At 50.2% G+C, this 26,621-nt stretch carries 30 protein-coding genes; 17 read left to right on the top strand and 13 right to left on the bottom strand.

Features of this window, described 5'->3' with window-relative positions; translation table 11 throughout:
• Positions 1 to 9 precede the first annotated feature (9 nt).
• Genes SC127_RS19575 through flgB form a run of 5 tightly spaced genes read right to left on the bottom strand, consistent with a single transcriptional unit; the run spans position 10 to position 3,576 of the window.
• The gene (locus SC127_RS19575) at positions 10 to 768 is read right to left on the bottom strand and encodes a flagellar basal body rod protein FlgF (protein WP_215847083.1); all 759 of its coding nucleotides are present in this window, start codon (positions 766 to 768) and stop codon (positions 10 to 12) included.
• Between the two features lie 20 nt (positions 769 to 788).
• Complete coding sequence (flgE, locus tag SC127_RS19570) at positions 789 to 2,045, bottom strand: flagellar hook protein FlgE (RefSeq protein ID WP_215847084.1); 1,257 nt, start codon at positions 2,043 to 2,045, stop codon at positions 789 to 791.
• 26 nt (positions 2,046 to 2,071) lie between these two features.
• Entirely contained in the window at positions 2,072 to 2,743 is a 672-nt protein-coding gene (gene flgD / locus SC127_RS19565) for a flagellar hook assembly protein FlgD (RefSeq protein ID WP_215847085.1), read from the bottom strand.
• Between the two features lie 12 nt (positions 2,744 to 2,755).
• The gene (flgC, locus tag SC127_RS19560) at positions 2,756 to 3,160 is read right to left on the bottom strand and encodes a flagellar basal body rod protein FlgC (RefSeq protein ID WP_215847086.1); all 405 of its coding nucleotides are present in this window, start codon (positions 3,158 to 3,160) and stop codon (positions 2,756 to 2,758) included.
• A 2-nt stretch (positions 3,161 to 3,162) separates the two neighbouring features.
• Complete coding sequence (gene flgB, locus SC127_RS19555) at positions 3,163 to 3,576, bottom strand: flagellar basal body rod protein FlgB (protein ID WP_215847087.1); 414 nt, start codon at positions 3,574 to 3,576, stop codon at positions 3,163 to 3,165.
• Between the two features lie 154 nt (positions 3,577 to 3,730).
• On the opposite strand from flgB, the gene flgA reads away from it, so the two are divergent.
• The 3 genes from flgA (at position 3,731) to flgN (ending at position 5,234) form a co-directional block, all read left to right on the top strand.
• Positions 3,731 to 4,390, top strand: a complete 660-nt coding sequence (gene flgA / locus SC127_RS19550) for a flagellar basal body P-ring formation chaperone FlgA (RefSeq protein WP_243078160.1) — start codon at positions 3,731 to 3,733, stop codon at positions 4,388 to 4,390.
• Positions 4,391 to 4,493: 103 nt separating this feature from the next.
• The gene (gene flgM, locus SC127_RS19545; protein WP_215847089.1) at positions 4,494 to 4,796 is read left to right on the top strand and encodes a flagellar biosynthesis anti-sigma factor FlgM; all 303 of its coding nucleotides are present in this window, start codon (positions 4,494 to 4,496) and stop codon (positions 4,794 to 4,796) included.
• A 6-nt stretch (positions 4,797 to 4,802) separates the two neighbouring features.
• A complete protein-coding gene (gene flgN, locus SC127_RS19540) occupies positions 4,803 to 5,234 on the top strand; it encodes a flagellar export chaperone FlgN (RefSeq protein WP_243078161.1) in 432 nt (143 codons plus the stop codon).
• Positions 5,235 to 5,322: 88 nt separating this feature from the next.
• On the opposite strand, the gene murJ is transcribed toward flgN, so the two are convergent.
• From murJ to rimJ, 4 genes are all read right to left on the bottom strand, one after another.
• Positions 5,323 to 6,861, bottom strand: a complete 1,539-nt coding sequence (murJ, locus tag SC127_RS19535; protein WP_243078162.1) for a murein biosynthesis integral membrane protein MurJ — start codon at positions 6,859 to 6,861, stop codon at positions 5,323 to 5,325.
• Between the two features lie 121 nt (positions 6,862 to 6,982).
• Positions 6,983 to 7,903, bottom strand: a complete 921-nt coding sequence (locus tag SC127_RS19530; protein ID WP_243078163.1) for a Gfo/Idh/MocA family protein — start codon at positions 7,901 to 7,903, stop codon at positions 6,983 to 6,985.
• A gap of 1 nt (position 7,904) precedes the next feature.
• Entirely contained in the window at positions 7,905 to 8,546 is a 642-nt protein-coding gene (locus SC127_RS19525; RefSeq protein WP_243078164.1) for a DUF480 domain-containing protein, read from the bottom strand.
• Between the two features lie 16 nt (positions 8,547 to 8,562).
• Positions 8,563 to 9,153: a ribosomal protein S5-alanine N-acetyltransferase gene (gene rimJ, locus SC127_RS19520; protein WP_215847092.1), complete on the bottom strand. Its 591-nt coding sequence runs from the start codon at positions 9,151 to 9,153 to the stop codon at positions 8,563 to 8,565.
• 257 nt (positions 9,154 to 9,410) lie between these two features.
• On the opposite strand from rimJ, the gene mdtH reads away from it, so the two are divergent.
• The 10 genes from mdtH to SC127_RS19470 all read left to right on the top strand — a co-directional run bounded on the left by mdtH (position 9,411) and on the right by SC127_RS19470 (position 17,129).
• Positions 9,411 to 10,613, top strand: a complete 1,203-nt coding sequence (gene mdtH / locus SC127_RS19515) for a multidrug efflux MFS transporter MdtH (protein ID WP_332627624.1) — start codon at positions 9,411 to 9,413, stop codon at positions 10,611 to 10,613.
• Positions 10,614 to 10,703: 90 nt separating this feature from the next.
• On the top strand, positions 10,704 to 11,351 hold the full coding sequence (grxB, locus tag SC127_RS19510) for a glutaredoxin 2 (RefSeq protein ID WP_215847093.1): 648 nt from the start codon (positions 10,704 to 10,706) through the stop codon (positions 11,349 to 11,351).
• Between the two features lie 116 nt (positions 11,352 to 11,467).
• On the top strand, positions 11,468 to 12,031 hold the full coding sequence (locus SC127_RS19505) for a lipoprotein (RefSeq protein WP_332627622.1): 564 nt from the start codon (positions 11,468 to 11,470) through the stop codon (positions 12,029 to 12,031).
• 134 nt (positions 12,032 to 12,165) lie between these two features.
• On the top strand, positions 12,166 to 13,212 hold the full coding sequence (gene pyrC, locus SC127_RS19500; protein WP_332627620.1) for a dihydroorotase: 1,047 nt from the start codon (positions 12,166 to 12,168) through the stop codon (positions 13,210 to 13,212).
• A gap of 62 nt (positions 13,213 to 13,274) precedes the next feature.
• Entirely contained in the window at positions 13,275 to 13,520 is a 246-nt protein-coding gene (gene dinI / locus SC127_RS19495; RefSeq protein WP_215847096.1) for a DNA damage-inducible protein I, read from the top strand.
• A 147-nt stretch (positions 13,521 to 13,667) separates the two neighbouring features.
• Positions 13,668 to 13,937 (top strand): hypothetical protein, encoded by a 270-nt coding sequence (locus tag SC127_RS19490; protein ID WP_215847097.1) that lies wholly within the window; start codon positions 13,668 to 13,670, stop codon positions 13,935 to 13,937.
• 259 nt (positions 13,938 to 14,196) lie between these two features.
• Entirely contained in the window at positions 14,197 to 14,451 is a 255-nt protein-coding gene (gene bssS, locus SC127_RS19485) for a biofilm formation regulator BssS (RefSeq protein WP_215847098.1), read from the top strand.
• A gap of 96 nt (positions 14,452 to 14,547) precedes the next feature.
• Positions 14,548 to 15,666 carry an N-methyl-L-tryptophan oxidase gene (gene solA, locus SC127_RS19480; protein ID WP_332627617.1) on the top strand — a complete coding sequence of 373 codons (1,119 nt, stop codon included), beginning with the start codon at positions 14,548 to 14,550 and terminating at the stop codon, positions 15,664 to 15,666.
• Positions 15,667 to 15,976: 310 nt separating this feature from the next.
• On the top strand, positions 15,977 to 16,552 hold the full coding sequence (locus SC127_RS19475; RefSeq protein ID WP_332627615.1) for a cytochrome b: 576 nt from the start codon (positions 15,977 to 15,979) through the stop codon (positions 16,550 to 16,552).
• Positions 16,553 to 16,556: 4 nt separating this feature from the next.
• Entirely contained in the window at positions 16,557 to 17,129 is a 573-nt protein-coding gene (locus SC127_RS19470; RefSeq protein ID WP_215848299.1) for a YceI family protein, read from the top strand.
• 42 nt (positions 17,130 to 17,171) lie between these two features.
• On the opposite strand, the gene trhO is transcribed toward SC127_RS19470, so the two are convergent.
• The gene (gene trhO, locus SC127_RS19465) at positions 17,172 to 18,221 is read right to left on the bottom strand and encodes an oxygen-dependent tRNA uridine(34) hydroxylase TrhO (RefSeq protein ID WP_215847101.1); all 1,050 of its coding nucleotides are present in this window, start codon (positions 18,219 to 18,221) and stop codon (positions 17,172 to 17,174) included.
• Between the two features lie 255 nt (positions 18,222 to 18,476).
• On the opposite strand from trhO, the gene SC127_RS19460 reads away from it, so the two are divergent.
• From SC127_RS19460 to SC127_RS19450, 3 genes are all read left to right on the top strand, one after another.
• A complete protein-coding gene (locus SC127_RS19460; RefSeq protein WP_243078169.1) occupies positions 18,477 to 19,400 on the top strand; it encodes a Kdo(2)-lipid IV(A) acyltransferase in 924 nt (307 codons plus the stop codon).
• 564 nt (positions 19,401 to 19,964) lie between these two features.
• Positions 19,965 to 20,231, top strand: a complete 267-nt coding sequence (locus SC127_RS19455) for a hypothetical protein (RefSeq protein ID WP_243078170.1) — start codon at positions 19,965 to 19,967, stop codon at positions 20,229 to 20,231.
• Between the two features lie 117 nt (positions 20,232 to 20,348).
• Positions 20,349 to 20,750, top strand: a complete 402-nt coding sequence (locus SC127_RS19450) for a MysB family protein (RefSeq protein ID WP_243078171.1) — start codon at positions 20,349 to 20,351, stop codon at positions 20,748 to 20,750.
• Here SC127_RS19450 and SC127_RS19445 read toward each other — a convergent pair.
• The 3 genes from SC127_RS19445 to SC127_RS19435 all read right to left on the bottom strand — a co-directional run bounded on the left by SC127_RS19445 (position 20,741) and on the right by SC127_RS19435 (position 25,215).
• Positions 20,741 to 20,980 carry a YceK/YidQ family lipoprotein gene (locus tag SC127_RS19445; protein ID WP_243078172.1) on the bottom strand — a complete coding sequence of 80 codons (240 nt, stop codon included), beginning with the start codon at positions 20,978 to 20,980 and terminating at the stop codon, positions 20,741 to 20,743. The genes SC127_RS19450 and SC127_RS19445 overlap by 10 nt on opposite strands.
• A 154-nt stretch (positions 20,981 to 21,134) precedes the next feature.
• Positions 21,135 to 23,687, bottom strand: coding sequence for a glucans biosynthesis glucosyltransferase MdoH (gene mdoH / locus SC127_RS19440; RefSeq protein ID WP_332627612.1), 2,553 nt, complete (start codon positions 23,685 to 23,687; stop codon positions 21,135 to 21,137).
• Complete coding sequence (locus SC127_RS19435; protein WP_243078511.1) at positions 23,680 to 25,215, bottom strand: glucan biosynthesis protein G; 1,536 nt, start codon at positions 25,213 to 25,215, stop codon at positions 23,680 to 23,682. Before SC127_RS19435 ends, mdoH begins: the two co-directional genes overlap by 8 nt.
• Positions 25,216 to 25,495: 280 nt before the next feature.
• Here SC127_RS19435 and mdoC point away from each other — a divergent pair, with 280 nt between their 5' ends.
• Positions 25,496 to 26,620: a glucans biosynthesis protein MdoC gene (mdoC, locus tag SC127_RS19430; RefSeq protein WP_332627610.1), complete on the top strand. Its 1,125-nt coding sequence runs from the start codon at positions 25,496 to 25,498 to the stop codon at positions 26,618 to 26,620.
• Position 26,621 lies beyond the last annotated feature (1 nt).

The raw sequence follows: 26,621 nt of genomic DNA, 5'->3' as shown, positions 1-26,621 counted from the left end.
CCTCGCGCCTTAGCTGCTCATGTTCAGCAGCTGATTAGCTTTCTGTTCGTTTTCATCGACGTTTGTGATCACTTTCATCTGCATCTCAAAACGTCGGGCGTTGGCAATCATATCGACCATGGTTTCCACCGGCTTGACGTTGCTGCCTTCTAACACGCCAGGCATAACTTGCATGGTGGCATCAGCCTGTAACGCGGCTCCGCGTGTTGCCTGCGTTGCTTGCGTCGGGCGAAACATGCCGTCATCGCTGCGCTGCATCTCTTTTCCAGTGGCTTTCACCAGCTTCAATCGACCCAGCTGTACCGTGGCGTTCGGCGCATCACCGGCGTTCAGTGATGTAATCGAACCATCGGCCGCAATGGTGATCTGCGCGCCTTGCGGGATCACAATTGGACCGCCATCGCCCATCACGGGATTGCCCTGAATGGTTAACGTGCCGTCCGGGCTGGTCTGCATGTTGCCGTTGCGGGTATAAGCTTCGCTGCCGTCAGCGGTACGCACCGCCAACCAGCCATCTTGCTGAACCGCCACGTCCAAAGGGCGCTCGGTGTAATCCATCGCCCCCGGTGACATGTCTGCACCCGGCGTCGACGCTGTCACCAGCGTGCGCGTCGGTAACGACCAGCCATTAACAGGCACCGCACGCAGCGCGTTGAGCTGCGCACGAAAACCCGGCGTTGAAGCGTTGGCGAGGTTGCTGGCGGTAACGGCCTGCTGATCCAGCGTCTGACTGGCGGCACCCATCGCGGTATATATCGCGTGATCCATAGAACAATCCCGTTAGCGAATTAACGTAAGTTAACCAGCGTGTTAAGAATCTGGTCCTGAGTTTTGATGGTCTGGGCGTTCGCTTGATAGTTGCGCTGCGCCACGATCATATTCACCAGTTCCTGACTCATGTCGACGTTTGAGGCTTCCAGTGCGCCTGCTGTCAGGGAGCCGAAAGTACCGGTGTTAGCCAAACCCACGGCGGCCTGCCCTGAAGAGCTGGTCGCAGACCAGACGTTATCGCCTTCAGACTGCAACCCTTCTGGGTTAGAGAAGCTGGCTAATACGATCTGACCCAGCAGCTGGGTTTTCTGGTTGGAATAGCTACCGGTGATGGTGCCGTCGTCATTAATGGCGTAGCTGGTCAGATCGCCAGGTGCATAACCATCCTGAACAGGGTTCCCAAAGGTGGTGGTACCGGTGTTCTGCTGCGCACTGCCCAACATGCTGAGGGAAATAACCTGGTTCGCTGCTGCACCATTCGCTGCCACAGTGGCAGGCGCGGTTGCGATGTTGATGGTTAAAGGAACCGTGCCATCCGTTGTTGTCGTGCCGCCGCTGGTGATGCTGGTCAGTTTACCGTTGGTATCAAACGCCATGCTGAAGTCGCCAGCCGCATCACCGGTGGTGGAGTCGATGGCATGCACGGTCCAGCTATTGGACGCGGTATCTTTGACGTAGTACATATCCAGGGTGTGATCGTTACCCTGCGAGTCATACACCGTCATGGTGCTTTTAGAGTTATAAGTATCTGCGTTGCTGGCAGAGAAGGTTCCGCCGGTTGGCACGGTATCTGTCGAGTTCAGGTTTGCAACCTGTGTTGCTGTCGTGGTGGCACGCGCAGCCATCTGAGTGGTCGGCACGCTAATCGCTACCGGGTTAGCACCGGTTTGAATCGTTGGCGGTACGCCGCTAGCCGGGTAACCCGTGACGGTCAGGCCTTGGGTGTTCACCAGATTACGGTTTTCGTCGAGGGATAACTGACCATTACGCGAGTAATAAACCGCGCCGCTGGTGTCTGTCATACGGAAGAAACCGTTACCGCTCAGCGCCACATCCAGGCCACGGCTAGTGGTGGTGGTGCTGCCGTCGTTGAAGTTCTGGATCACCGCCGCTACTTTGGTACCGAGGCCGACGTTAGAACCGGCGAACATATCGGCAAACGCAATGGTGCTGGACTTAAAGCCCGCAGTCGCGGAGTTGGCAATGTTGTTACCAATGACATCGAGGTTACTTGAGGCAGCGCCGAGTCCGCTTACCGCTTGGGAAAATGACATGTTTGTTTCTCCTGGTTACAGGTTAATCAGAGAATCTGACGTACTTCGTCAAGGGTGGCGGAGCCCATGGTGCCGAGATCCAGTTTTGTGGTGTCGTCCGTTGTACTTACCCCATTCACATAGGCATAGTTCAGCGGTTGCGCTACCAATTGGGTGCTGCCATTGCTGGCGGCAATTGAAACCGTATATTTGCCATCTGGTGCAGTCGAACCGTCAGTCAACGTGCCGTCCCACGAGAAGGTGTGAACACCAGCACTCAATGCACCGAGATCCACCGTGCTGACGGTGTTACCGCTAGCATCTTTAATGGTGGCGCTGGTCGCCGTAGAAGCGGTGGTCAGTGACACACCAAAAGGTGTGGTGGTGCCGCTACCGACCAGCACTTGCGAACCATCGACCATCACGCCATGACCAATCAGCGTAGAGGTTTGCAGCGACTGACTCGTGGTGATCTGACCCGAGATCGAACCCAAAGTAGTGTTGAGTTTTTCAATGCCGCTCAGGGTATTAATCTGTGCCAACTGGGTGGTGAGCTGGCTGTTATCCATCGGATTGGTTGGATCCTGGTTTTGTAACTGCGTTACCAGCATGGTCAGAAACTGGTTTTGTAAATCTTGCGCACTGTTGCCGGTGCTGCTGCTGGATGAGCTCAGGACACTAGGATCCAATGACTCATTAACGCCTACCGAGATACCCATTTTTATTCTCCGTTATTGACCGATCGTCAGGGTTTTCATCATCATCGACTTCACCGTATTCAGCACTTCAACGTTCGCCTGATAGCTGCGTGAGGCGGACATGGTGTTGACGGTTTCTGAAACCACATCCACGTTTGGCATCTTCACGTAACCCTTCTCATCCGCCATCGGATTGCCTGGGTCATAAACCAGTTTTGCCGGTGACGGATCGTTCACCACTTGCGCCACTTTCACGCCGCCGGTGGCTGCGCCCGGTGCAGCATCGGTCTGGAAAACAACTTGCTTTGCCACGTAAGGTTGGCCATCGGGTCCTGTCACGCTGTCGGCATTAGCCAGGTTACTGGCACTGACGTTTAATCGCTGTGATTGCGCGGTCATCGCTGAGCCGGCAATGTCAAAAATATTCAGCAAGGCCATAATTATTGCCCTTGTAACACGCTCATCATGCCTTTGATCTGGCTACTGATAAGGGTGAGGTCGGTTTGATATTTCAGGCTGTTATCCGCGAATTGCGTACGTTCGCGGTCCATATCTACGGTGTTGCCATCGGCGGCGGGCTGATCGGGGATGCGATACAGCAAATCCATCGAGGGCGCTGAGTTAGTTTGTGCTTCTATGTGACGAGATGAAGTGACTTTGAGTGACAAGCTGCTGCCTTCAGCACGCCCGTTCGCCATCACTTTGTTCAACTCGCTAGCAAAGTCGATATCACGAGCCTGGTAACCCGGGGTATCGGCATTGGCAATGTTTGACGCCAGAATCTCCTGACGTTGAGCACGCATGTTGAGGGCTTCGGTACCGAATTTAAGTGCCGCATCCAGTTTGTCGAGCATGCTTCCTCCGCGAATGAGAATTTCGAGTTGGCAGCTTAATCTGGAGAATGCAAGGGCGATCGTCTGAATAACGCCCCAAATCGTCGCTATTTTTGCTCTTGAATATTTTTTTCTCTCCGTACACTTATGACCATCATCAGTGAGGAGCAGCACCATGCGCGGATATCTCATCCTGTTGACCAGCCTGCTGGTCACGATCGCCCTGCCAGCCAAAGCAGCCGATCTCAGTGCACAACTGAATCAATTTTTTAAAACCCGCGATCCACAACACGCCGTGGGCATGAATGTGGTTGTGCGCACACCACAGGCACAATGGCCCAGTTGTGACTCGCCACAATTTACCCTGCCGGGAAACAGCCGTTTGTGGGGCAATATCAGCGTGGCGGCCAACTGCGATGAAAATCGCCGATATATTCAGGTTCAGGTTCAGGTCAGCGGCCAATATCTGGTGGCTAAGCGCCAATTGGCGCGCGGCAGTAGCGTGACAAAAGAAGATTTTCAACTGCAGACCGGTCGTCTCGATACATTGCCAGCGCGTACGCTGTTTGATAGCGCGTCAGTGGCCGATGCGGTTGTCCTGCGTGATATTCAACCCGGTCAGCCCGTTAGCTTGTCGATGTTGCGTCAACCGTGGCGAGTGAAGGCCGGGCAGAACGTGATGGTTATTGCCAGTGGTGATGGATTTGATGCCAGTGGCGAAGGCAAGGCGTTAAACAACGCCACCAGCGCACAATGGGTTCGCGTACGCATGGGAAATGGCCAAATTGTTAGCGGTCGGGTCGGCGATGATGGGAATATTCTGATAACCCTATAAAGCGCTAAAGAAGCCTGTTGTTCTGCCGATAGAAGAATCAACTAAGCAATTACGCTATTCTGATTCAGGTGGCAGACTCCCCTGACCGTACAGGAGCTTGAATATGAGCATCGATCGAACACAACCTCTGAATCCCGTTAGTACTGTCCAGACTCGCGACACTAACGAGCAGAGCAGCAGCAAAGTGCGTCAAAACGAGACAACCCAGGCAACCACACCCGGTGCCGCACAGGTTAAGCTGAGCAGCGCTCAGTCACAGTTGATGCAACCAAGCAGCAAGGACATCAATGTCCAGCGTGTTGAAGAATTGAAAACGGCCATTCGTAATGGCGAACTGAAAATGGATACCGGCAAGATTGCAGATGCATTGATTGCTGACACCAAGGCGTATTTAGAGGGTAACTAACTCCCCATGAGTAACTTGTTGACCACATTAGATAAGATGCAGGAAGTGCTGTCTTCACTGGCTGATTTGCTCAACGAAGAGCAGCACCAGCTGTCGGCCGGCCACATTAACAGCAACCTGTTGCAGCGTATTACCGAAGATAAAAGCGCGCTGCTCACAACGCTGAATTATCTGGACGAGATGCGCCGTACAACTGAAGCCAGCCTGAATACCAAGGCGCCTTATCGTGGTCAGAGTGACATGTCGCGTCGCTGGCAGAGTATTCAACAGCACACCCGCCGTTTACAGGACGCCAACGTCCATAACGGCTTGCTGTTACAGCATCAAATTCGCTTTACCCAAGATGCGCTTGAGGTGTTGAAGCCGCACCAAACTCAGGCGTTCTACGGCCCAGACGGTATGGGAAAAGGTCAATCGACACTGAGTCGCAAGTTCTGATTCAGCGCGGTGCCTACATGCTTTGGCACCTAAAAAAAAGCCCGCGATCTCTCGCGGGCTTTTTTATGTCTGCTTACAGGTTATTTGTTTAAGCCACGGTACGTCGCGCGTAATCACGTAAGCGGAAGCCCAATAAACCCAGCACCAGGAAATAGGTTCCACCGCCTACAGCACAAACGGCAGCCAGACGTAACAGACGCCACAGCATTGCGCCCTGCTCCCATACTGGCATCACTTGCAGAATGCCATACAGCGCAGCTGCCATGGCAATAACTGCCAGCACCAGGCGAATCAGGAAACCCGCCCAACCCGGTTGTGGCTGAAAAAAGTTTTTCTTTCGTAGCTGCCAGTAAAGCAGCGCAGCGTTTAAACAGGCGGCCAGGCCAATCGACAGCGATAAACCCGCGTGTTTCAGTGGGCCGATAAAGGCCAGATTCATCAATTGCGTCATGATCAAGGTGATGATAGCGATCTTCACCGGCGTTTTAATGTCCTGACGCGAATAGAAGCCCGGCGCCAACACTTTCACGACAATCAATCCCATCAATCCCACTGAATAAGCAATCAGCGCACGTTGCGTCATCAAGGCATCAAAAGCGGTGAATTTTCCATACTGGAACAACGCAATGGTGAGCGGGCCGGACAACATGCCTAATGCCACCGCGCTGGGCAGCGCCAGCAGAAAACAGAGACGTAAACCCCAATCCATCAGGCGTGAATATTCGTCGTGATTGCCGCTGGAAAAACTTTTCGCCAACGAGGGCAGCAAAATGGTGCCCAACGCAACACCCAGAACGCCAGAGGGGAACTCCATCAGGCGATCGGCGTAATACATCCAGGATACGGAACCGGAAACCAAAAAAGAGGCGAAAATGGTGTTAATAATCAGCGAAATTTGACTCACCGAGACGCCTAAAATCGCCGGACCCATTTGACGCATTACCCGCCAGACACCCGCATCTTTCAGGTTGACGCGCGGCAGCACCAACATACCGATTTTTTTCAGGTGCGGCAGTTGATAACCCAACTGCAAAACACCACCGACCACCACGGCCCACGCCAGCGCCATTACTGGCGGATGAAAGTGTGGCGCGGCAAACAGCGCAAACCCAATCATGCTGACATTCAGCAAGGTGGGGGCAAACGCTGGTACAGAGAAACGGTTCCAGGTGTTAAGCACCGCGCCAGCCAGCGAGGCGAGGGAAATCAGTAAAATATAGGGAAAGGTGACGCGCAACAGCGCGCTGGTGAGCGCAAATTTATCTGCAGTATCGGCAAAGCCGGGGGCAGTAACCAGTATCACCCAAGGTGCCGCAAACATCCCTAATAGGGTGACGACGGCCAATACCAGCGTGAGCAGGCCAGAAACATAAGCCAAAAAGAGTTGGGTTGCCTCGTCGCCCTGCTTGCTTTTGTATTCAGCCAGAATCGGGACAAAGGCTTGAGAAAAAGCGCCTTCGGCAAAAATACGGCGCAGCAGATTAGGCAATTTAAACGCAACGAAGAAGGCATCGGTAGCCATTCCGGCACCAAATACCCGCGCCACGATGGCATCTCGGGCAAAGCCCAATACGCGGGAAAACAGGGTCATGGAACTGACCGCTGCCAGCGATTTCAACAAGTTCATAATTAGCGGCGCATCCTGAAAAGGTTCGGCAAAAAGAGAGACTTAGCGCAGGCATCAGCTGATGCCCGGCGATAGTCTACTTGCCCGGTGAGAAATCACCAGCGCTGAGTGTTACAAGGGGTTATTCGCGAACGGACTCGCGCCACATTTTTTCCACTACCCGCTGCGCCAGCAGGGCCTGTTCGCCACTGGTTTCAGGCATCGTCTGATTTTGCACGCAGTGAATAAAATGATGCGCCGCGCCGCTGAAGCCGCGCTGAGTTAAATGGCTTTGCCAGGCGGGCGGCGGTGTAATCAGTAAGCCGCTGGCACTCTCTTCCTGCCAGTCGCGCATGTCGAGCACATCAATACATTTTCCCTCGCAGACTGCGCTCACGCGCTCGCGTTGACTGCCCGCACGGCGATGCATACTGGTAGTAAGGCGTAAGCGCCCCGCAGCGAAGTGATGTTCGGCATACAGCATTTCACCCAAATCGTTGGTCTCTATATGCCCATGTAAGCTGGTCGCGGCCTTTCCACTGAGCCACAGCGCGGTATCAACAACATGCAAATAGTCATCCAACAAGGTGAAGCGCAGATCGTGAGGGCCCACGCTGTCGCTGCGATGTTTCTCCATACGCAATGAAGCCGCGTTGGGCATTTCAGCTTTTAGCTGCTGATAACGGGGAGCAAATCGCCGGTTAAAACCCACCATTAGTTTGCGCTTCTGCTTCTCAGCTAAGGCCACCAGCGCTTCTGCCTGATTGAGATTTTCTGCCAACGGTTTATCAACGCAGACATCTTTGCCGGCCAGCAATAACGCTTTGACCACATCAAAATGCGTGGCGGTGCTGCTGTGCACGAATACAGCATCGCAAGCCGCAGCCAAATCGTTTAGAGAGCTGAAACAGGCCATGCGAAAACTTTCGCAAATAGGTTTGGCTTTAGCCTGATTAGGTGAGAACGCGCCAACCAGCGTCCAGTCGGTTGCTTGCGATAACACCGGTAACCAGGCTTTCTGTGCGATACCGCCTAATCCCACCACACCAATGCGCAACGTCATTTCACTGCTCCTGCTGCTGTAATAATTGGGCGATTTGCGCCTGCAGTGCATCGACTCGCTGTTCCAGCGTGGCGACGCGTGTGGTTAATTCACTCTCTTCGACTGGGTCGATGTGCGTTTGCGCTTCGTCCTGTTCGCCCGCAAAAAGATGCCGATAGCGGCTTTCACGTTTGCCTGGCTCGCGTGCCAGACGCACCACCATCGCGCCATCTTCGCGCTGGCTTAAGCTTTCCAGCGTCTGTTCTACCTCAGAGACATCTGCAAACTCATGCAGCCGCCCGCTACGAGTACGTAATTCGCCCGGCGTTTGTGCGCCACGGAGAAACAGCAGCGTTAATATTGCGACTTCAGCACTGTTCAGTTGCAGGTTGCCAAACGCGGAGTTGCAAAACCGTTGTTCATATTTCGCGACGCGCTGACCAAATCCATTGTTTGAGGTGACCAGATGTTTTTTGACCAACTGATCCAGTTGATCCTGCACCTCGCCTTCTGACAAATTCATGACCGGTTCGCGATTAGACTTTTGATTGCAGGCCGTGACAACACCATTAAGAGAGAGAGGATACTGCTCTGGCGTAGTGACCTGTTTCTCCAGCAGGCAACCGATCACACGCAAGGCTTGCGCCGATAAAGCCATCTTCATGCAAAATTCCTCATCATTATCCGCGCCGATCCGGCGTCCATTCCGTGCTGGTTAACGCCGTCAGCACATGATCTTGCCAACGTCCGTCAATCAATAAATAGTTTTTGGCATAACCCTCTTTTTCAAAGCCAAGGCGAGCCAGCAGATCACCGCTGCGCTGATTGTGCGGCATGTAGTTGGCCATGATGCGATGAATGTGCTGTTGGCGTTGCATATAGCGAATAGCTGTCTGCAGGGCTTCAAACATGAAGCCCTGCCCTTGCCATTTTTTGCCCAGTGAATAGCCGAGATAACAGGCGTGAAATGAGCCACGCAGCACATTGCTGAAATTCGCCACGCCGCGCACCTCGGTCTCATTAGCATCCATTAAAATGAAATAGAAGGCCGAGCCTTGCTTGTGCATGTCAGTGATAAGCCCAAGGCGAGCTTGCCAACCGGAAGGATAACAATGACTTTCATCACGAACCGGTTCCCAGGGTTTGAGGAAAACGCGATTTTCTGCGTAGTAATCCGCCAACCGCCACGCATCGCGTTCGTGTACCAGACGTACCACCAGCCGATCGGTGGTCAATCGCACCTTTGGCGCGGCAGAACGATAGCCAAACATCTTGACTCCTGAAATACATGGCTGAGAAAGAGACACCTATTTAACGTTTCACTTCACTATAACCGCCGCCTGGGCTGCGGTAAAACGTTACGAATAACTCTGCAGGAAACGTCTTGATTTAGCACCTTAAATGCGGGCTCGCTCGATAAAAAAATATCATCTAAACAACGCTATTTTTCCCGCATGTTGCGGAGGAGAATAGACCATCTGGTCCGATTCTTTCCCTTTGTTATTAATCTACTTGCTCAGGAATCAGCATGTCACGGGTTGCGCTGGCACGACGCCGCAGTAAAGTTTTTCTTTTGATTGATAACATGTTGGTGGTGATGGGATTTTTCGTCGTCTTCCCCCTCATTTCTATCCATTTTGTTGAGCAGCTCGGCTGGGCGGCACTGATGGTCGGCATCGCGCTTGGCTTGCGTCAGCTTATTCAGCAGGGCTTAGGCATTTTTGGCGGTGCGATTGCCGATCGCTTTGGTGCCAAGCCCTTGATCGTTATCGGCATGTTGATGCGCGCAGCGGGTTTTGCCTGTATGGCGCTGGCACACCAACCCTGGCTGCTGTGGTTAGCCTGTATGTTATCGGGTTTAGGCGGCACATTATTCGATCCCCCACGCAGTGCGCTGGTGATGAAATTGGTGCGGGCACGCGAACGTGGGCGCTTTTTCTCGCTGTTAATGATGCAGGACAGCGCAGGCGCGGTGATTGGCGCACTGATTGGCAGCTGGCTGCTGGCCTGGGATTTCCGTCTGGTCTGTTGGGTTGGCGCTGGCGTGTTTGTTCTCGCCGCGCTATTCAACGCGATTTGGCTGCCTGCGTGGCGCATCTCTACGGAGCGGGTTGCTATGCGCGAAGGGCTAAAACGCGTCTGGCACGATAAGCGTTTCCGCCTGTATGTCTTGACGCTAACCGGCTACTACATTTTGGCGGTACAGGTGATGTTGATGCTGCCGGTCATGGTTAATCAGGTGGCGGGGGCACCTGCGGCAGTGAAGTGGATGTATGCCATTGAGGCGATGCTGTCATTGACACTGCTGTATCCGCTGGCGCGCTGGAGTGAAAAGCATTTTCGCCTTGAGCAGCGTTTAATGGCCGGTTTAACACTCATGACCTTCAGCCTGCTGCCGATCGGCATGACGCACGATCTCACCGCCTTGTTTACGCTGATCGCCGTGTTTTATCTCGGCTCCATTATCGCCGAACCTGCGCGTGAAACCTTAAGCGCCGCGTTGGCCAGCGCCCGATCGCGTGGCAGCTATATGGGGTTCAGTCGCCTTGGGCTGGCGTTAGGCGGCTTGATTGGATACAGCGGCGGTGGATGGATGTTTGATATGGGCCAGCAACTATCGTTACCTGAATTACCGTGGATTTTACTCAGCAGTATTGGTCTGGTCACGTTGCTGGCGCTGTGGCGGCAGTTTCAACCGCGCGATGTTGCACCCGCTATTCTTAGTAGCTGAGTTTGCCCCATCCGCTAATCTCTTCCATACTTCCCGCAAGTCCGAAAACAGGGCGAATGTCTTTCGCCCTGCTAAACAAAGGAGAACGGGATGAAGCTTTATATCTACGACCATTGCCCTTTCTGTGTCAAAGCACGCATGATTTTCGGCCTGAAAAATGTGCCCATTGAATTAGTTGTCATGCTGAACGATGACGAAGCCACGCCGACCAAACTGGTTGGTCAAAAAATGGCACCGATCCTGCAAAAACAGGACGGCAGTGCGATGCCTGAAAGCATGGATATCGTGCGATTCATCGATAATCAAGATGGCGAGCCGCTGATTGTGGGTAAAACAAACCCGGCAATCAATGACTGGCTGCGTCACGTCAACAGTTACGCAAACAAGTTGCTGTTACCGCGTATCGCTGAAGCGCCATTTGCTGAGTTCGCGACCCCGGAAGCACGCGAATATTTCCGTGTTAAAAAGCAGGCTAATATCGGCGATTTCCATGAACTTATGCAACATGCGCCGGGCTTCATTAAAAACATCAGTGACGATTTGCGACAACTGGACAAACTGATTGTTAAGCCCAATGCAGTTAATGGTGAATTATCAGAAGATGACATTAACTTATTTCCGCTGTTGCGTTCGCTGACATTAGTGAGCGGCATTGAATGGCCAAGTCGCGTAGCGGATTACCGCGATAACATGGCGAAACAGACGCAGGTTAATTTGCTCTCTTCGATCGCGCATTAAACCTGCTTTGATGAGAAACGCACACGCGTTTCTCATCCCTTCCTTGATGACACCCGCTCCGCATTCAGGCACGCTATATACAGTTTTAGCCCCACAACATCCTGGATGAGGAACACATGAAAAAGGCCTTTCTTGGGCTCACCGCCCTGTTTATTGCCGTCATCTTAAGCGGCTGTAATCAACTTACGCAGTACACTATTAGCGAGCAGGAAATCAATCAGGCGCTGCAAAAGCGCAACAACTACGAAAAAGATATTGGCGTTGCAGGATTGGTGAATGCGCACATTGTTTTAAACGATCTCAGCAGCCAGATCGGGCGTGAAGAACCCGGTAAAATTACCTTGTCAGGCAATGCCAAAATTAACGTGAGCTCTCTTTTTGGCCCTCAACAGGCAGATATGCAGCTGAAAATGAAAGCGCAACCGTTCTTCGATCAGCAGCAAGGCGCTATCTACCTGCGTGATCTCGAAATCGTTGATGCGCAAGTTCAGCCAGAAAAAATGGCGTCAATCATGAAAACCCTGACACCTTATCTGAATCAATCGCTGAAAAGTTATTTCAACCAAAAACCGGCTTATGTCCTGAGTGAAGATCGGAGTAAAGCGGAGTCGCTGGCGAAAAAATTCGCTAAAGGTTTAGAAGTAAAGCAGGGTCAATTGGTTATCCCTTTCACCCACTGATTTATTCACCGCGCCCTTTGGCGCGGTTTTCTCGATTCTGCCTAAAAAACCAGGTGCAAACGGTTGCCTGAATCCTTATGCTTAGACCCCGGCCTAAACGTGCCTTTCGTTTCCTTTCTGCCGGAGCCTCATCGATGACTGCACAAACTCAGCAACTCACTCTTCGCCGCCCAGACGACTGGCATATTCATCTGCGTGATGACGACATGCTTAAAACGGTCTTGCCTTATACCAGCGCGGTGAATGGTCGTGCCATCGTGATGCCAAATCTGGTGCCACCGGTAACCAGCGTGGCGGCAGGAGAAGCGTATCGCGAACGCATCCTGGCAGCATTACCTGCCGATCATGCCTTTACACCTCTGATGACCTGTTATTTAACAGACTCGTTGGATCCCGATGAGATCGAGCGCGGCTTTACCTCAGGTTTGTTCACTGCCGCCAAACTCTATCCTGCCCATGCGACCACCAACTCCAGCCATGGCGTAACCAACATTGCCTCAATTGCGAATGTGCTGGAGCGCATGCAAAAACTTGGCATGCCGTTGCTGATCCATGGCGAAGTTACCGATGCGCATATCGATATTTTTGACCGTGAAGCGCGTTTTATTGAAACGGTAATGGAGCCGCTGCGTAAACAGTTTCCTGAACTGAAAGTGGTAATGGAACACATCACTACTAAAGACGCGGCGGATTATGTTGAAGCGGCTAACGAAAAGCTTGGCGCAACCATTACACCGCAACATTTGATGTTTAACCGCAATCACATGCTGGTGGGCGGCATTCGTCCTCATTTGTATTGTCTGCCGATTTTAAAGCGCAATATTCATCAGGAAGCCTTGCGTAAAGTCATTGCCGGTGGAAACCCTCGTTTCTTCCTTGGTACTGATACTGCCCCGCATCTGCAGCATCTGAAAGAAGCCAGCTGCGGCTGTGCCGGTGTGTTCAATGCGCCAACCTCGCTGCCGGCTTATGCCACGGTATTTGAGGAGATGGAAGCCCTGCACCTTCTTGAAGCTTTCTGCTCTGAGAACGGTCCGCGCTTTTATGGTTTGCCGCTCAACGAAGATACCATCACACTGGTACGTGAGCCGTGGACAGTGGAAAGCCACATAGAAATGGGTGCACATTCTCTGGTGCCTTTCCTGGCAGGTGAAACTTTAAACTGGCGTATCAAAGCGTAATAGTATTTGCCTCCAGAGGATAATTACTGTAAATATATACAGTATCTTATCTGGAGGCTTTTATGCGTGTTGAAATTACCGTTGCCAAGACCCAACCTCTTCCTGCCGGTGCGATGGAAGCGTTAAGCCAAGAGCTTGCTCGTCGCATTGATGAACAGTTTCCTGATTCAACGCATCACGTCAAAGTACGTTATGCCACCGCCAACCAACTCAGCGTATTAGGCGGTAATAAAGAGTCCCGTGACCAAATCAGTGACATTCTCCAGCAAACCTGGGAAAGCGCTGATGATTGGTTCATCACCGATTAACCGCCACTGTGCTGTTTTTTGCCGGGTGTCGCCATCCGGCTTTTTTATCTCTTTTCTTCCCTCGCCATAAGCCTCCGCTGCATCTAGACTCTGATCGATCAATCCCCTATCCTTGCGCTCGTCATGCTTAACAGGAGGTGCGACAACATGACTACTGATAAACCTGAAGAAGCGATGACTTTTGGCGAGCTTTTAGCGCTAATAGGTGATCAGCAACGTCGATTGACGGTGCTGGAAAATGCCTTCTCCAGTCTGATTTTCTGCCTTGACGATCGTGCCAGTCAGCTTCTGGTGCATAATCTGTCTCTTGAAGCACAAAATCAAAACCATGATGAGCAATTGCAACTACACTTTGCCCGGCTGGCAGAATCACTGCAGAAGCGCAACGGTGGCACAACGTCAGAACCACTGATTTAATGCAATACTGAACGACGTTTCTCTCGCAAAAATAGTATTTTTTATCCTTTCAAATTGCTGGTTAAAATGCCTGTTTCATCAGGCATTTTATTTTTCATTTCGTGTCTTATAAAAGCAGTTATTCTATTTATCCGTTTTTCAACGCATTTTTTAATCAGTAGGCGGGTCTTTTACTGTTATAATTGTCTCGCTACTGGAATAAAAAAGCCGCATTGAACCTCATCAAGCACTTCGTTTAACGAGTAATATGGAGGTTATAATGGACAGAAATAAAGATGTGATTCAGACCCATTCGCTGGTGGGCTGGGACATCAGTACCGTTGACAGCTATGATGCCATGATGATTCGTTTGCACTCACTTTCGTCACAAGAGCAAACAGAAGAAGAGGCGGACGTTGGCCCGACATATTGGCTAACAACGGATGTGGCAAGGCAGTTCATCTCTATCCTTGAAGCGGGCATCGCCAAGATAGAATCTGCCGAGCAGGTAGAACGACTTCTCAAGAAACATTAATTCCTGCCACATCAAGAGGCACCCTAAGGGGTGCCTTTTTCGTCTCTGTTTCTGGTATGCTTTTGATTGTGTGACCCTTTCAGGAGTTTCGTCTCAATGATTTACGATCTTATTGTGGTAGGCAGCGGTTCCATCGGTGCAGCAGCAGGCTATTACGCAACGCAAGCAGGCTTGTCGGTATTGATGATCGACAGCGCCCACCCACCGCATGACCAAGGGACGCATCACGGTGACAGTCGCCTGATTCGCCACGCTTATGGTGAAGGCGAGCGCTACGTACCATTAGTATTGCGAGCGCAAGCGCTTTGGGACGAACTGGAACAGCAGGCTGGCGAGCGTATTATGCACCGCAGCGGCATATTAAATCTGGCGCTGCTGCAATCGGAGTTCATTAACAATGTGATTGACAGCGCCAAAGCCTGGCAACTGGATATACACATTCTGCAGGCCGATGAGGTGCGTAAACGTTGGCCGCAAATAAACGTGCCTGACGGTTATATCGGCGTATTTGAACCTCAATCGGGTTACTTAAAATGCGAGCAAGCGGTTCGCAGTTATATTCAACTCGCCGAACAGGCGGGTTGCGCGCAACTGTTTAATTGCCCGGTCAGCGAAATAGGTCGAGACGGCGATCTACAACAGGTCACAACACTGGATGGCGTGTATCGCGCCCGGAAGATGTTAATCAGTGCAGGAACCTGGGTAAGTAAACTGGTTTCCGGCTTGCCGGTAACACCTACTCGCAAAGTCTTTGCCTGGTATCAGGCGGATGGCCGCTACAGTGAAAACAACCACTTCCCCGGTTTCACTGTTGAGATGGAAAACGGCAGCCAGTATTACGGTTTTCCCGCCGATAATAATGCCCTAAAAGTGGGACGCCATGATGGCGGCCAACCGATGACAAAACCAGAAGATCGCAAACCTTTTGGTACCGTAGCGGCGGACGGCAACGAGACGTTTGGATTTCTGCGTCAGTTCCTGCCTGGCGTAGGCGTTTGCCTGCGGGGCGAAGCGTGCAGCTATGATTTCACGCCAGACGAAGATTTTATTATCGATACATTACCTGGTGAACCTAATCGACTCATTATGACGGGCTTAAGCGGGCATGGATTCAAATTTGCCAGCGTATTAGGTGAACTGGCTGCCGAATTTGCGCAGGATAAACCTTTCTCGTTTGACCTCACGCCATTTTCACTTGCGCGTTTCGACATTTAATGACTTTTCTTGTCTTAAATAAAATGTGCAGCATCATTAAATATGATGCTGCACACTGACGTTAACTGACACTTATTCACATTACCCCACACTACTCGCCTTCGCACCGCCCAAAAAGTGAATCCAATTGAAATTTAATTTATTTCGGACTGGGTTAATTCAGCCTTATTCAATAAAACTGCGTTTATTAAGCGTGATCATTTCATGAATTTCACATCATCAAGATAATGTTATAGAAGCGTAAGCTTGATTGATTTTTTATTTCAATCTGTGGATGCTTATTTCCACTTATTACTACAGAAATAAAATTATGCCGTTACGTAATTCCTCTCAAAACTTTGGATTGATTAGCGTCACGCTGCATTGGTTAATGGCGTTAGTCATTTATGCCATGTTCGCTTTGGGCTTATGGATGGTGGGTTTGGGATATTACGATAGCTGGTATCACGACGCGCCAGAGATACACAAAAGCATCGGCGTAATATTAATGCTTATCTTAATTTTCCGTCTGATATGGCGCGTTGTATCGCCCTCACCTTCTCCCCTTAAAAGTTACACCACATGGGTTCGCCTAAGCGCCGTAGTCGCCCACTGGCTGCTTTACAGCTTATTGCTGGCCATCTTAGTGAGTGGCTATTTGATCTCTACAGCTGACGGTAAACCGATTTCGGTATTTGGCTGGTTCGAGCTTCCCGCTTTAGTTAGTGGGGCCGGAGAACAGGCCGATTTAGCGGGCGATATTCATTTATGGCTCGCCTGGAGCGTGGTCATCCTTTCCGTGCTGCATGGCTTAGCTGCTCTAAAACATCACTTTATCGATCGCGATGTCACTCTGAAACGGATGTTAGGTATGCGCATCCCTTTACCCTCTGAAAAGGATCATTAATATGCTGAAGAAAACCCTGCTTGCCGTAACCGCTGCGAGCTTGTTGTTGAGTTCTGTTACCGCTAATGCTGCTAATTATAAAATTGATAAGGAAGGCCAGCACGCCTTCATCCAGTTTCGCATTCAACATCTTGGCTATAGCTGGCTGTATGGCACGTTTAAAGATTTCGATGGCAGCTTTAGCTTTGATGCAAGCAATCCTTCGGCCGACAAAGTCGATGTCACCATTAATACCAACAGTGTCGACACCAACCATGCGGAGCGTGACAAACATTTGCGCAGCGCAGATTTCCTCAATGTGGGTAAAAATCCACAAGCCATGTTCAAATCAACATCGGTTAAAAAAGAGGGCGATGAACTTGAGATCGTTGGTGATCTCACGCTGAATGGCGTAACCAAACCCGTAACGCTAGAAGCGAAGCTGTTAGGTGAAGGCAAAGATCCATGGGGCGGCTATCGCGCAGGATTTGAGGCGGAAGGTGAAATCGCATTGAAAGATTTCAACATAACTAAAGATTTAGGGCCAGCCTCGCAAAAAGTTCAGCTGATGATTTCAGTTGAAGGTGTTCGGCAATAGATCACAACAACCGCCTGAAGCTGAGCTTCAGGCGGGATGACATCACTTCTTAAGCGGAGCAGGAATGGTCATGTTTAACAATCCACGAGACTTGTTGAACACTTTATTTCCATTTTCTCGTCCGGCGCGGCGCGCGCGCTGCTCTTCTGGCGACAGTTTCGCTTCTTCCTGGCACAGCGGACTGCAGCAGTTTTCATAGGTCTCAGCACAAGCTGGACACTGAATAAAGAGCAGGTGGCAGCCATCATTCACACAATTCACGTGGGTGTCACAAGATGTTCCACATTGATGACAATGTGATAAGACGTCTTCTGAAATACGTTCGCCCATGCGCTCATCAAAAACAAAATTCTTGCCCTTAAAGCGTACGGGCAAGCCTTGCTCACGAGCACGGCGAGCATATTCGATGATGCCACCTTCCACATGATAAACATCTTCAAAGCCGTTATGACGCATCCACGCACTGGCTTTTTCACAGCGAATGCCGCCGGTGCAGTACATCACAATTTTTTTATCTTTCTGATCTTGCAACATATCAACCGCCATCGGCAGTTGGTCGCGGAAAGTATCAGCGGGCACTTCCATGGCGTTATCAAAACGTCCCACTTCATACTCGTAGTGGTTACGCATATCAACGAACACGGCATCGGGATCGTCCAACATGGCATTCACATCAGCCGCTTTCAGATATCTGCCAACGTCGCTGGCATCAAACGTATTGTCTTCAATGCCGTCCGCCACAATGCGGTCACGCACCTTCAGGCGCAGTACCCAAAACGATTTGCCGTCGTCATCCAGCGCCACATTCATGCGTAGATTATTCAAGGCAGGATCAAAACCATAAAGGAATGACTTCATTTTTTCATACTGGCTGGCGGGCACGCTGATTTGCGCGTTAATGCCTTCGTGTGCCACATAGACACGACCAAACACTTTTAGCCCGGTTAAACCAACATACAACGCATCACGAAAGGCTTTTGGATCAGCAATTTGGAAATATTTATAGAAAGAGACAGTGGTGCGCGGCTCAGTTTCAGCCAACATGCGCGCCTTCAGCTCTTTATTGGAAACAAGGTTGTGTAACACTGGCATGGTGTTCGTTCCTGTTATCAATAGGAGAAATTTAGCGCGCACATGATACCTGAAAACACCCAGATGCAAAGTGCATAAGGGAAATTGATTTGATGCAGTGTAAATTTTTGGCGGTTGTGCTTTTCATCTGCAACGCTTAGCTGCTTGTTACGCCGGTTCGCAATATTTCCGCCTGGGACAAAAACTGGCACAATAGGGAAAATCAACGAGATAACGGCGCCATAAGGTGCGTGACGCAGGATAATACTATTTCACATGACCCAATTGCCTCAATTTTCGCGTGAACTTCTTCATCCCCGCTATTGGTTTACCTGGCTGGGTGTCATTTTTCTTTATGTTTTCGTGCTACTTCCTTATCCCCTGCTCTACGTTTTGGGTTGTGGCATTGGACGTATCGGCATGCGTTTTATGAAACGTCGCGTCAGTATTGCGCGGCGAAATCTGGAATTGTGCTTTCCGCAGATGCCCATAAACGATCGCGAAGCGATGGTAAAACATAATTTCGAATCAGTTGGCATGGGGTTAATTGAAACCGGTATGGCGTGGTTTTGGCCAGACTGGCGCATCCATAAATGGCACAAGCCCTCGGGTTTAGAACATATCCAGCAGGCGCGAGACAATCAGAAAGGTGTGCTGTTGATTGGCATGCACTTTTTAACTCTGGAAATCGGCGCACGCATGTTCGGCATTCATAATCCGGGTATTGGTGTTTACCGACCGAACGACAATAAGCTGATTGACTGGCTTCAGGTGCGTGGCCGCATGCGCTCGAATAAGGACATGTTAGACCGTAAAGATCTCAAGGGGATGATCCGCGCTTTAAAAAGAGGCGATATCATTTGGTACGCACCAGATCATGATTATGGTCCACGCAGCAGTGTTTTTGCGCCCTTTTTTGCGGTGGAGAATGCAGCAACCACAGCGGGTACGCATATGCTGATGCGAACCAGCAAACCTGCCGTTATCCCTTTCGTTCCGCGTCGTTTACCGGATGGCCGTGGCTATGAGTTAATGATTTTGCCTGACGTAAGCGGAGACTTTCCTCTTACAAATGATGTGGATACAGCGATGCGCATGAATAAAGTGGTTGAAGAAGGCGTATTGTTAGCACCAGAACAATATATGTGGTTGCACCGCCGATTTAAAACCAAACCTGAAGGTGAACCTTCACGGTACTAATTACATTCAGGAGGGGAAATATTTCATCTCCTGAATCATTTTAAATTCATTACTCACTATACTATCACTGTAAAAAACTTATTCACCGCTTCGTATACTGTCCAATGTTAAATTGAGTGACTATTCTTTAAAAGCCAAAGATTATTTGATATTTATGCATCATAATTAAGGAATTGCCGCTTAAGATTAAATGCCACGCACAAATTCTTAGATATTTGCACAAAAACATTGAGTGAAACGTTAAGATAACTTATTAAATTCAGCCTAAATATTCTCCTGCTTCGGCCCTGTTTTTTAAAATTCCAGGTCTTTTCCGATTTAATTAACCTTAATGCTTTGGCTATGCTAATCAGTCCAATAAAATTAACTTATTTTACAAGGCTTTGTCCTGGCAAGTCATCCTATATACCTTTTTAGAAACTTTTAACTCTTTTATATATTCTTATGGAATTTGAATATCAAATTTTTTGCCGGTAATTTCAACCTAACGGTTAATTTTATTTAACTGCGCATTTAAAAATTATAAGAAGATTACCCACAGCAAACCCTTCGTAGGAATATTTTATGAATAAAGGTATTTATTATTACGTGACAATCAGCACCGATCAGGAAGGTTATCATTATTTACATCGCAAGGAATGTAAGCGCATGCCCGTTAAGGAAGACGTCATTTTTATCGGCACGCTTTATAATTTGAATCAGGCATTATCCATCGCCAGGATAAATTTTAAGAAAGTTAAACCCTGTATAAAGTGCTGTATTCGCTATTCTGCTCCGATAATTCGCGAATCAGTACGTCCGGTTTTGCATTTCCCCCAGAAAGCAATGTAAATCCGAATCGGCGGGAATCGTCTACTTTCCCGCCGGTTGTCCTGTCAGCAACTTCCCCTCCCCCATTTTTCGTCTATCCTTCTGTGAAATCCCGTTAAACAGGCATGGAGAATAGCGATGAGCATGTTCAGTACATTAGAAGAAGCCATTGAAGCGGCGCGTGAGGAATACCTCGCCAATCATCCCGAACTCGACGAAGCCGATGCATCGATTAGCCAGTTTGGCCTGCAAAAGTATGTAATGCAGGACGGCGATATTATGTGGCAGGCTGAGTTTTTTGAAGATGAAGGCGAACCGGGCGAATGCTTGCCAATCCGCAGCGGAGAAGCAGCGCAGGCTATCTTTGATGGTGACTTTGAAGAGATTGAGTTGCGTCAGGAATGGCTGGCTGAAAACACATTACACGAGTGGGATGAAGGTGAGTTTCAACTGGAGCCACCGCTGGATACCGAAGAAGGTGAAGCGGCAGCGCAAGAGTGGGAAGACGACAACAGCGATTCAGACCGCAGTTATTCGTAAGGTCCGTGACTGGCATCAACAGGCAGTAAAAGCGTATCCAACACCAGCGACAGCGGCAGATCAATAATGGTCAACACCCGCCATGCGCTGTCGCGAACATCCCACTGTACGCCAGGATAATATTGATTACCGTGTCCCTGACCGGGCACGGTTCTACTGATAATGCTACCGCAACCGCTCAACAGCAAAACGGACAAGGTTAAAACAGATAGTTTCAGGAAACGATTCACAACAGTTTCTCTTAATGGAATTGACGCTATTTTAGTGACCCACACACAGAAGTAACACCTACATTTCCACTGAATTACGTAAAGTTCGCGTTAAATCGCTGCGTTAACCCGAATCTGAGCCATAAAAAAAGCGGCATCCCTGCCGCTTTTTTACTTAGGCGTTTTGTGGCAACGCCTGTGGATTCAATTTCAGCTTTTGATAACTTTCAACCCACTGATGATACTTCTCTGCGTTTTCCCATAAACGGGTATGAACGCGTGCCAGCACCACCGGATCGCTGATCAGCTGCAATCGCTGTTCACGGTTGAGTTTCTCGGGTGCATCGCTTAATGCCTGATCGACGCGACGATCGCGCGCATGCTCCAGCAGCTGGCTTTGCTTGTGACGAGATGTCGCAAGCGCCGTTGCCAAGGCATTGAACGCCGGGTGGAATACCGCATGCATAAAGCCATTTTCCAACGCACGTTCGCGGTTGAGCTTCAGATAGAAGTCGGTATCCACCAACTCTTTCGGCGGCTCATACTCTTCAGGGATCAGGAACAATTTTGCATTTTTGCTCTTAATACCCAACGTGGCACGGCTCGACATCACTGAAACAAACGGTGAAAGGATCAGCGAGAAGACGATCGGTGCTAACCACCACAGGAAGTTGAGATCCAGCCAACCCATACCTGCCGCCCAGACAATCCCTAACGCCATTTGAGAACCGTGACGTTTGAATGCTTCACTCCACGGCGTAGCATCGTCATCACGTTGCGGCGAATTCCACACCACTTCCCAGCCAAGGAATGCACTGACCACGAACACAGTATGGAAAAGCATACGTACCGGCGCCAGCAATACTGAGAACAGCATTTCCAAAAACAGTGAAAGGGTTACGCGCATTACGCCACCGTAAGGTTTAGCGCCTTTGAACCAAATCAGCACCACACTCAACAGTTTTGGCAAGAACAGCAGCACCATTGTGGTTGAGAACAGGGCTATCGCCAGTTCAGGACGCCACTGCGGCCAAACCGGGAAGAGCTGTCGCGGTTGCAGGAAGTAAGTTGGTTCCATCAGCGTATGCACAATCTGCAAGGCGGTGGAGAGCGCAAGGAACATAAACCATAACGGCGCGGAGAGATAAGACATCACCCCCGTCAGGAACACCGCACGGTGAACGGGATGCATTCCTTTCACCAGGAACAGGCGGAAGTTCATCAGGTTACCGTGACACCAGCGACGGTCACGTTTAAGCTCATCCAGCAAGTTTGGCGGGAGCTCTTCATATGAACCCGGCAGATCGTAAGCGATCCACACCCCCCAACCGGCACGACGCATCAGCGCAGCCTCAACAAAGTCATGCGACAGAATTGAGCCCGCAAATGAGCCTTCACCAGGCAACGGCGCTAGCGCACAGTGCTCAATAAACGGCTTCACGCGAATAATGGCGTTATGGCCCCAGTAATGCGATTCCCCCAATTGCCAGAAGTGCAAACCGGCGGTAAACAGCGGACCGTAAACGCGTGTTGCGAACTGCTGACAACGCGCGTAGAGCGTGTCCATGCCAGACGCTTTTGGCGAAGACTGGATAATACCCGCATTTGGATTGGCATCCATCATGCGTACTAAGCCGGTAAGACATTCACCGCTCATTACGCTGTCAGCGTCCAGCACCACCATATAGCTGTAGTTGACGCCCCAACGACGACAGAAGTCATCAATGTTGCCGCTTTTACGCTTCACGCGACGACGACGACGGCGATAGAAGATTTTGCCCGCGCCGCCAACATCACGTACCAGTTCCATCCAGGCTTTCTGCTCGGCGATGGCAATATCAGGATCGTAGCTGTCGCTGAGGATGTAGACGTCAAAATGTTCTGCATTGCCGGTACGGACGACGGATTCCCAGGTCGCTCGTAATCCAGCAAATACGCGCTCAACATCTTCATTACAGATCGGCATGATTAACGCTGTACGGTGCTCAGGGTTAAGTGCTTCATCGCCTACTGTTGAGTAAGAGATGCTGTACTTGTCGCGACCAATAAGCAGCTGTAAAAAGCCCATCAGCGCAGTCCAGAAACCAGCGGAGACCCAACAGAATAGGATGGCGAACAGGAACAGAATTCCGGTTTGCAGCACGTAAGGCAGAATCTGCATCACTGATTGCTGCCAGTTCTGATTGATCATCTCCATCGGGTCGAGCAGCGTCCAGCCCTGATACGGCAGAATGGTTTTCATGTACCAGGTTGCCACAACGGTCTGGAAAAGCGTCAAAATCAGCAAAGTGTAGCGACGCATTGATCCTACGTGACGCCACTTCTCTTCAGCACGCTGCTCTTCTGGATTGGCGTAGCGCGGCACTGATTTTTGTCCACGTAATGAAGACCAGGCACGCACCAACGGGTTAGTACGCCAGGCTTCCGGGAACATCAACGAGCGCTTCACTTTCGGCATGGCCTTCAGCGTGGTGCGATCGAGATAATCTTTGCCGAGCTGTTGACCATCAGCAAGCGAGTCTGGCCAGGCCATTTTCACCCGCGATGAAACAGATTTCAGTGGCGCATCGTCAGGGCGATCGCTGGCTGCCACATCCTGGCCCAGCGATTCGTGTATGAAGTGAAACGCCTCGGCATTTTGCAGCGAGGCGCTTAAACGGGCTTTTCCTGCCGCATCCAGCGGCAGGGATTCCACGTAACTTTGAGGTGTAAAAGTCGATTTATTCATTGGCAGGTAGCTGATAGCTCCAGGTTTCCGTCAATGTCTTGTCGCCGCTAACCAGCGCCGCACGCATTTCGGTTGGCTGCTTGTTGTCTTTCACACGCAGACGCAACACCAAACGCCAGCCTTTATTGACCGGGTTATAGCGTACGCTCTGCTCAACCACATCCGCGTTATTACCCACACTCACCTGTGGTGCAACCTGGCTGTTTTCCGGCATTTGGCTCATCGCTTTACCCACAAAATCGAGAGTAAAGGCGATGCTGCCATCCGGTTGACGCACCAGATTAGACTGCTTAACGTCACCGGCAGAACGCAGGGTGTTTTTCACCCATGCCGTGTCGTCCGAGTGCAGTTGGCTTTCGTCACGCGTGAAGTGTAGACGGTATTTGAAGTTCATCTCTTTGCCCGGATCCGGCAGGTTCTCCGGTGTCCAGAAGGCAACGATGTTGTCGTTGGTTTCATCCGCAGTAGGGATTTCCACCAGCTCGACGCGGCCTTTACCCCAATCGCCTAAAGGCTCAACCCAGCCACTTGGACGCTGATCGTAACGATCGTCAAGATCCTGATAAGCGCTGAAGTCGCGGCTACGTTGCAGCAGACCAAAACCTTTCGGGCTTTCGATGGTGTATGTGCTCACCGCCAAATGGCGCGGATTATTCAGCGGACGCCAAATCCATTCGCCGTTGCCGCTATGGATGGAAAGACCATCAGAATCGTGCAACGAAGGACGGAAATTATTAACCGGCGACGGCTGGTTAGCACCGAACAGGAACATGCTGGTCAATGGCGCCACACCCAGTTTGCCCACTTTGTCGCGCAGATAGACTTTAGACTGCACGTCAACGACCGACTCATTACCCGGACGAATAACAAAACGGTAGGCACCGGCTGCTCGAGGCGAATCCAGTAAGGCGTAGATCACCAGTTGCTTATCTTGTGGTTTCGGACGTTCGATCCAGAACTCTTTAAAGCGCGGGAACTCTTCGCCAGAAGGCAACGCGGTATCAATCGCCAAACCACGCGCCGACAAGCCATAAACCTGGCCCGCACCGATCACGCGAAAGTAGCTGGCACCCAGAAAACTGGTGATCTCGTCATCTTTACCTTTGGTATTTAATGGGTAAAGTACTTTAAAACCCGCGAAGCCCAGGTTTTTAACCGAATCGGCGTCATGTTTCACATTGCCGAAATTAAAATAATCAGGGTTGTATTTGATTTCACGCACCGCGCTAGCCGTGACTTCATTAATTTGTACCGGCGTATCGAAGTACATACCCTGATGATAAAATTCCAGCTTGAATGGCGTACGCAATTTGCCCCAATACGCTTTATCGTGGTTAAACTGGATCTGCTGATAATCAGCAAATTTCATTTCACGAAACTGAGAGGGTAAATTGCTTTTAGGCGCTTCGAAGCTTTTCCCTGCCAACGCTTTGGCTTGTTTGGCTACATCATCGATGTTAAACGCCCAACTGTTATTGGCGTACAACGCCAGCAGAACTGCAGCGCCAATCCAACGCACCTTTTTCAGTTCTGGTTTATTTTTCTCTTTAGTCAGCACATCCCCCCCTTTCGTGTGCTTAAATCAAACCCGCTTATCTTAAAGGATTATTCGGTTTTCCGACAGCTTATGCGCAAGAATGTTCCCTTTATTCGTAAGCCAGATGTGTGATTTTAGGACAATTAAACGATACAGATTTAGCTGATAGTATACCTCGTTTATCACAGGTAGAATTTCACTCCGGCATAATCCGGTTTCAGGGCGAAACTGGCTAAAACAGACTCACAACGTACTAACGAACAGGAACTTTATGAGTACAGCAAAACCTGAACGTGAATATTTTCTCGACTCCATTCGGGCTTATTTGATGTTATTAGGGGTTCCATTTCACGTTTCCCTGATTTATTCCACGCAAAAATGGGCAGTTAACAGTACCGACGCTTCATTATGGTTGACGCTGTTTAATGATTTTATTCACGCCTTCCGTATGCAGGTCTTTTTTGTCATCTCCGGCTATTTCTCCTACATGCTCTATTTGCGCTATCAGCCGCAGCGGTTTTTAAAAGTACGGTTGGAGCGTGTCGGCATTCCGCTGCTTACTGCCATTCCGCTGATCACTCTGCCGCAATTTTTTATGCTCAAAGAGTGGACACAGAAATTGTCCGGCTGGGATAATTTTAGTCTGTACGAGAAATTTAATAACCTGATGTGGGAGTTAATCTCTCACCTGTGGTTTCTGGTGGTGTTGGTGGTGCTAACCACGCTGGGCATGCTGACGTTCCGCTGGTTACGCGATCAAAAACACGCCATTGATTACCAACGTGTGGGTTGGGGTTCGCTGACCTTAGGCGTTATGGCGTGGGCGTTGTTATGGTGCCTGTTACGCCGTGCGATCTTTATTTTCCAGCCTGACTGGTTAATGAATGGCTTGTTCAGTATTGGGGTGATGCAATCACTGTTCTTTATGCCTTTCTTCATGCTTGGCGCGCTGTCGTGGAAGCATAAGGCGCTGAAGCAGTTATTTGTACGATTCAATCCCGTGATGTGCTTTGGCGCAATTGTGGTGTTTGTTGCCTACTGCGCAAATCAGCGGATGAGCAGTGGTGAAGGTTGGTTATATGAACTGGATGCGCTGATCTCCACCCTGATGGGCTTGTGTATGCTCAACGTCTGCTTCTGCTTCGGCCATAAGCTGCTGAACTCACATTCGCCGCGCATCATGTATCTGGTCAATGCTTCGCTGTTTATCTATTTGGTCCACCATCCCCTGACGTTGCTGTATGGCATTTATATTACGCCGCACATCAGCAGCAACACGCTGGGCTTTTTCGTTGGCCTGATAATGGTGTTTGGCATCGCCTTTCTGTTGTATGAGATTCACCTGCGCATTCCGCTGCTGCGCTTCTTGTTCTCCGGTAAGCCGCAGAACAAATAAT

Source organism: Pantoea sp. T14 (assembly GCF_036663535.1).
Taxonomy (GTDB): domain Bacteria; phylum Pseudomonadota; class Gammaproteobacteria; order Enterobacterales; family Enterobacteriaceae; genus Pantoea; species Pantoea phytostimulans.
This window is presented reverse-complemented; position numbering and strand designations above follow the sequence as displayed.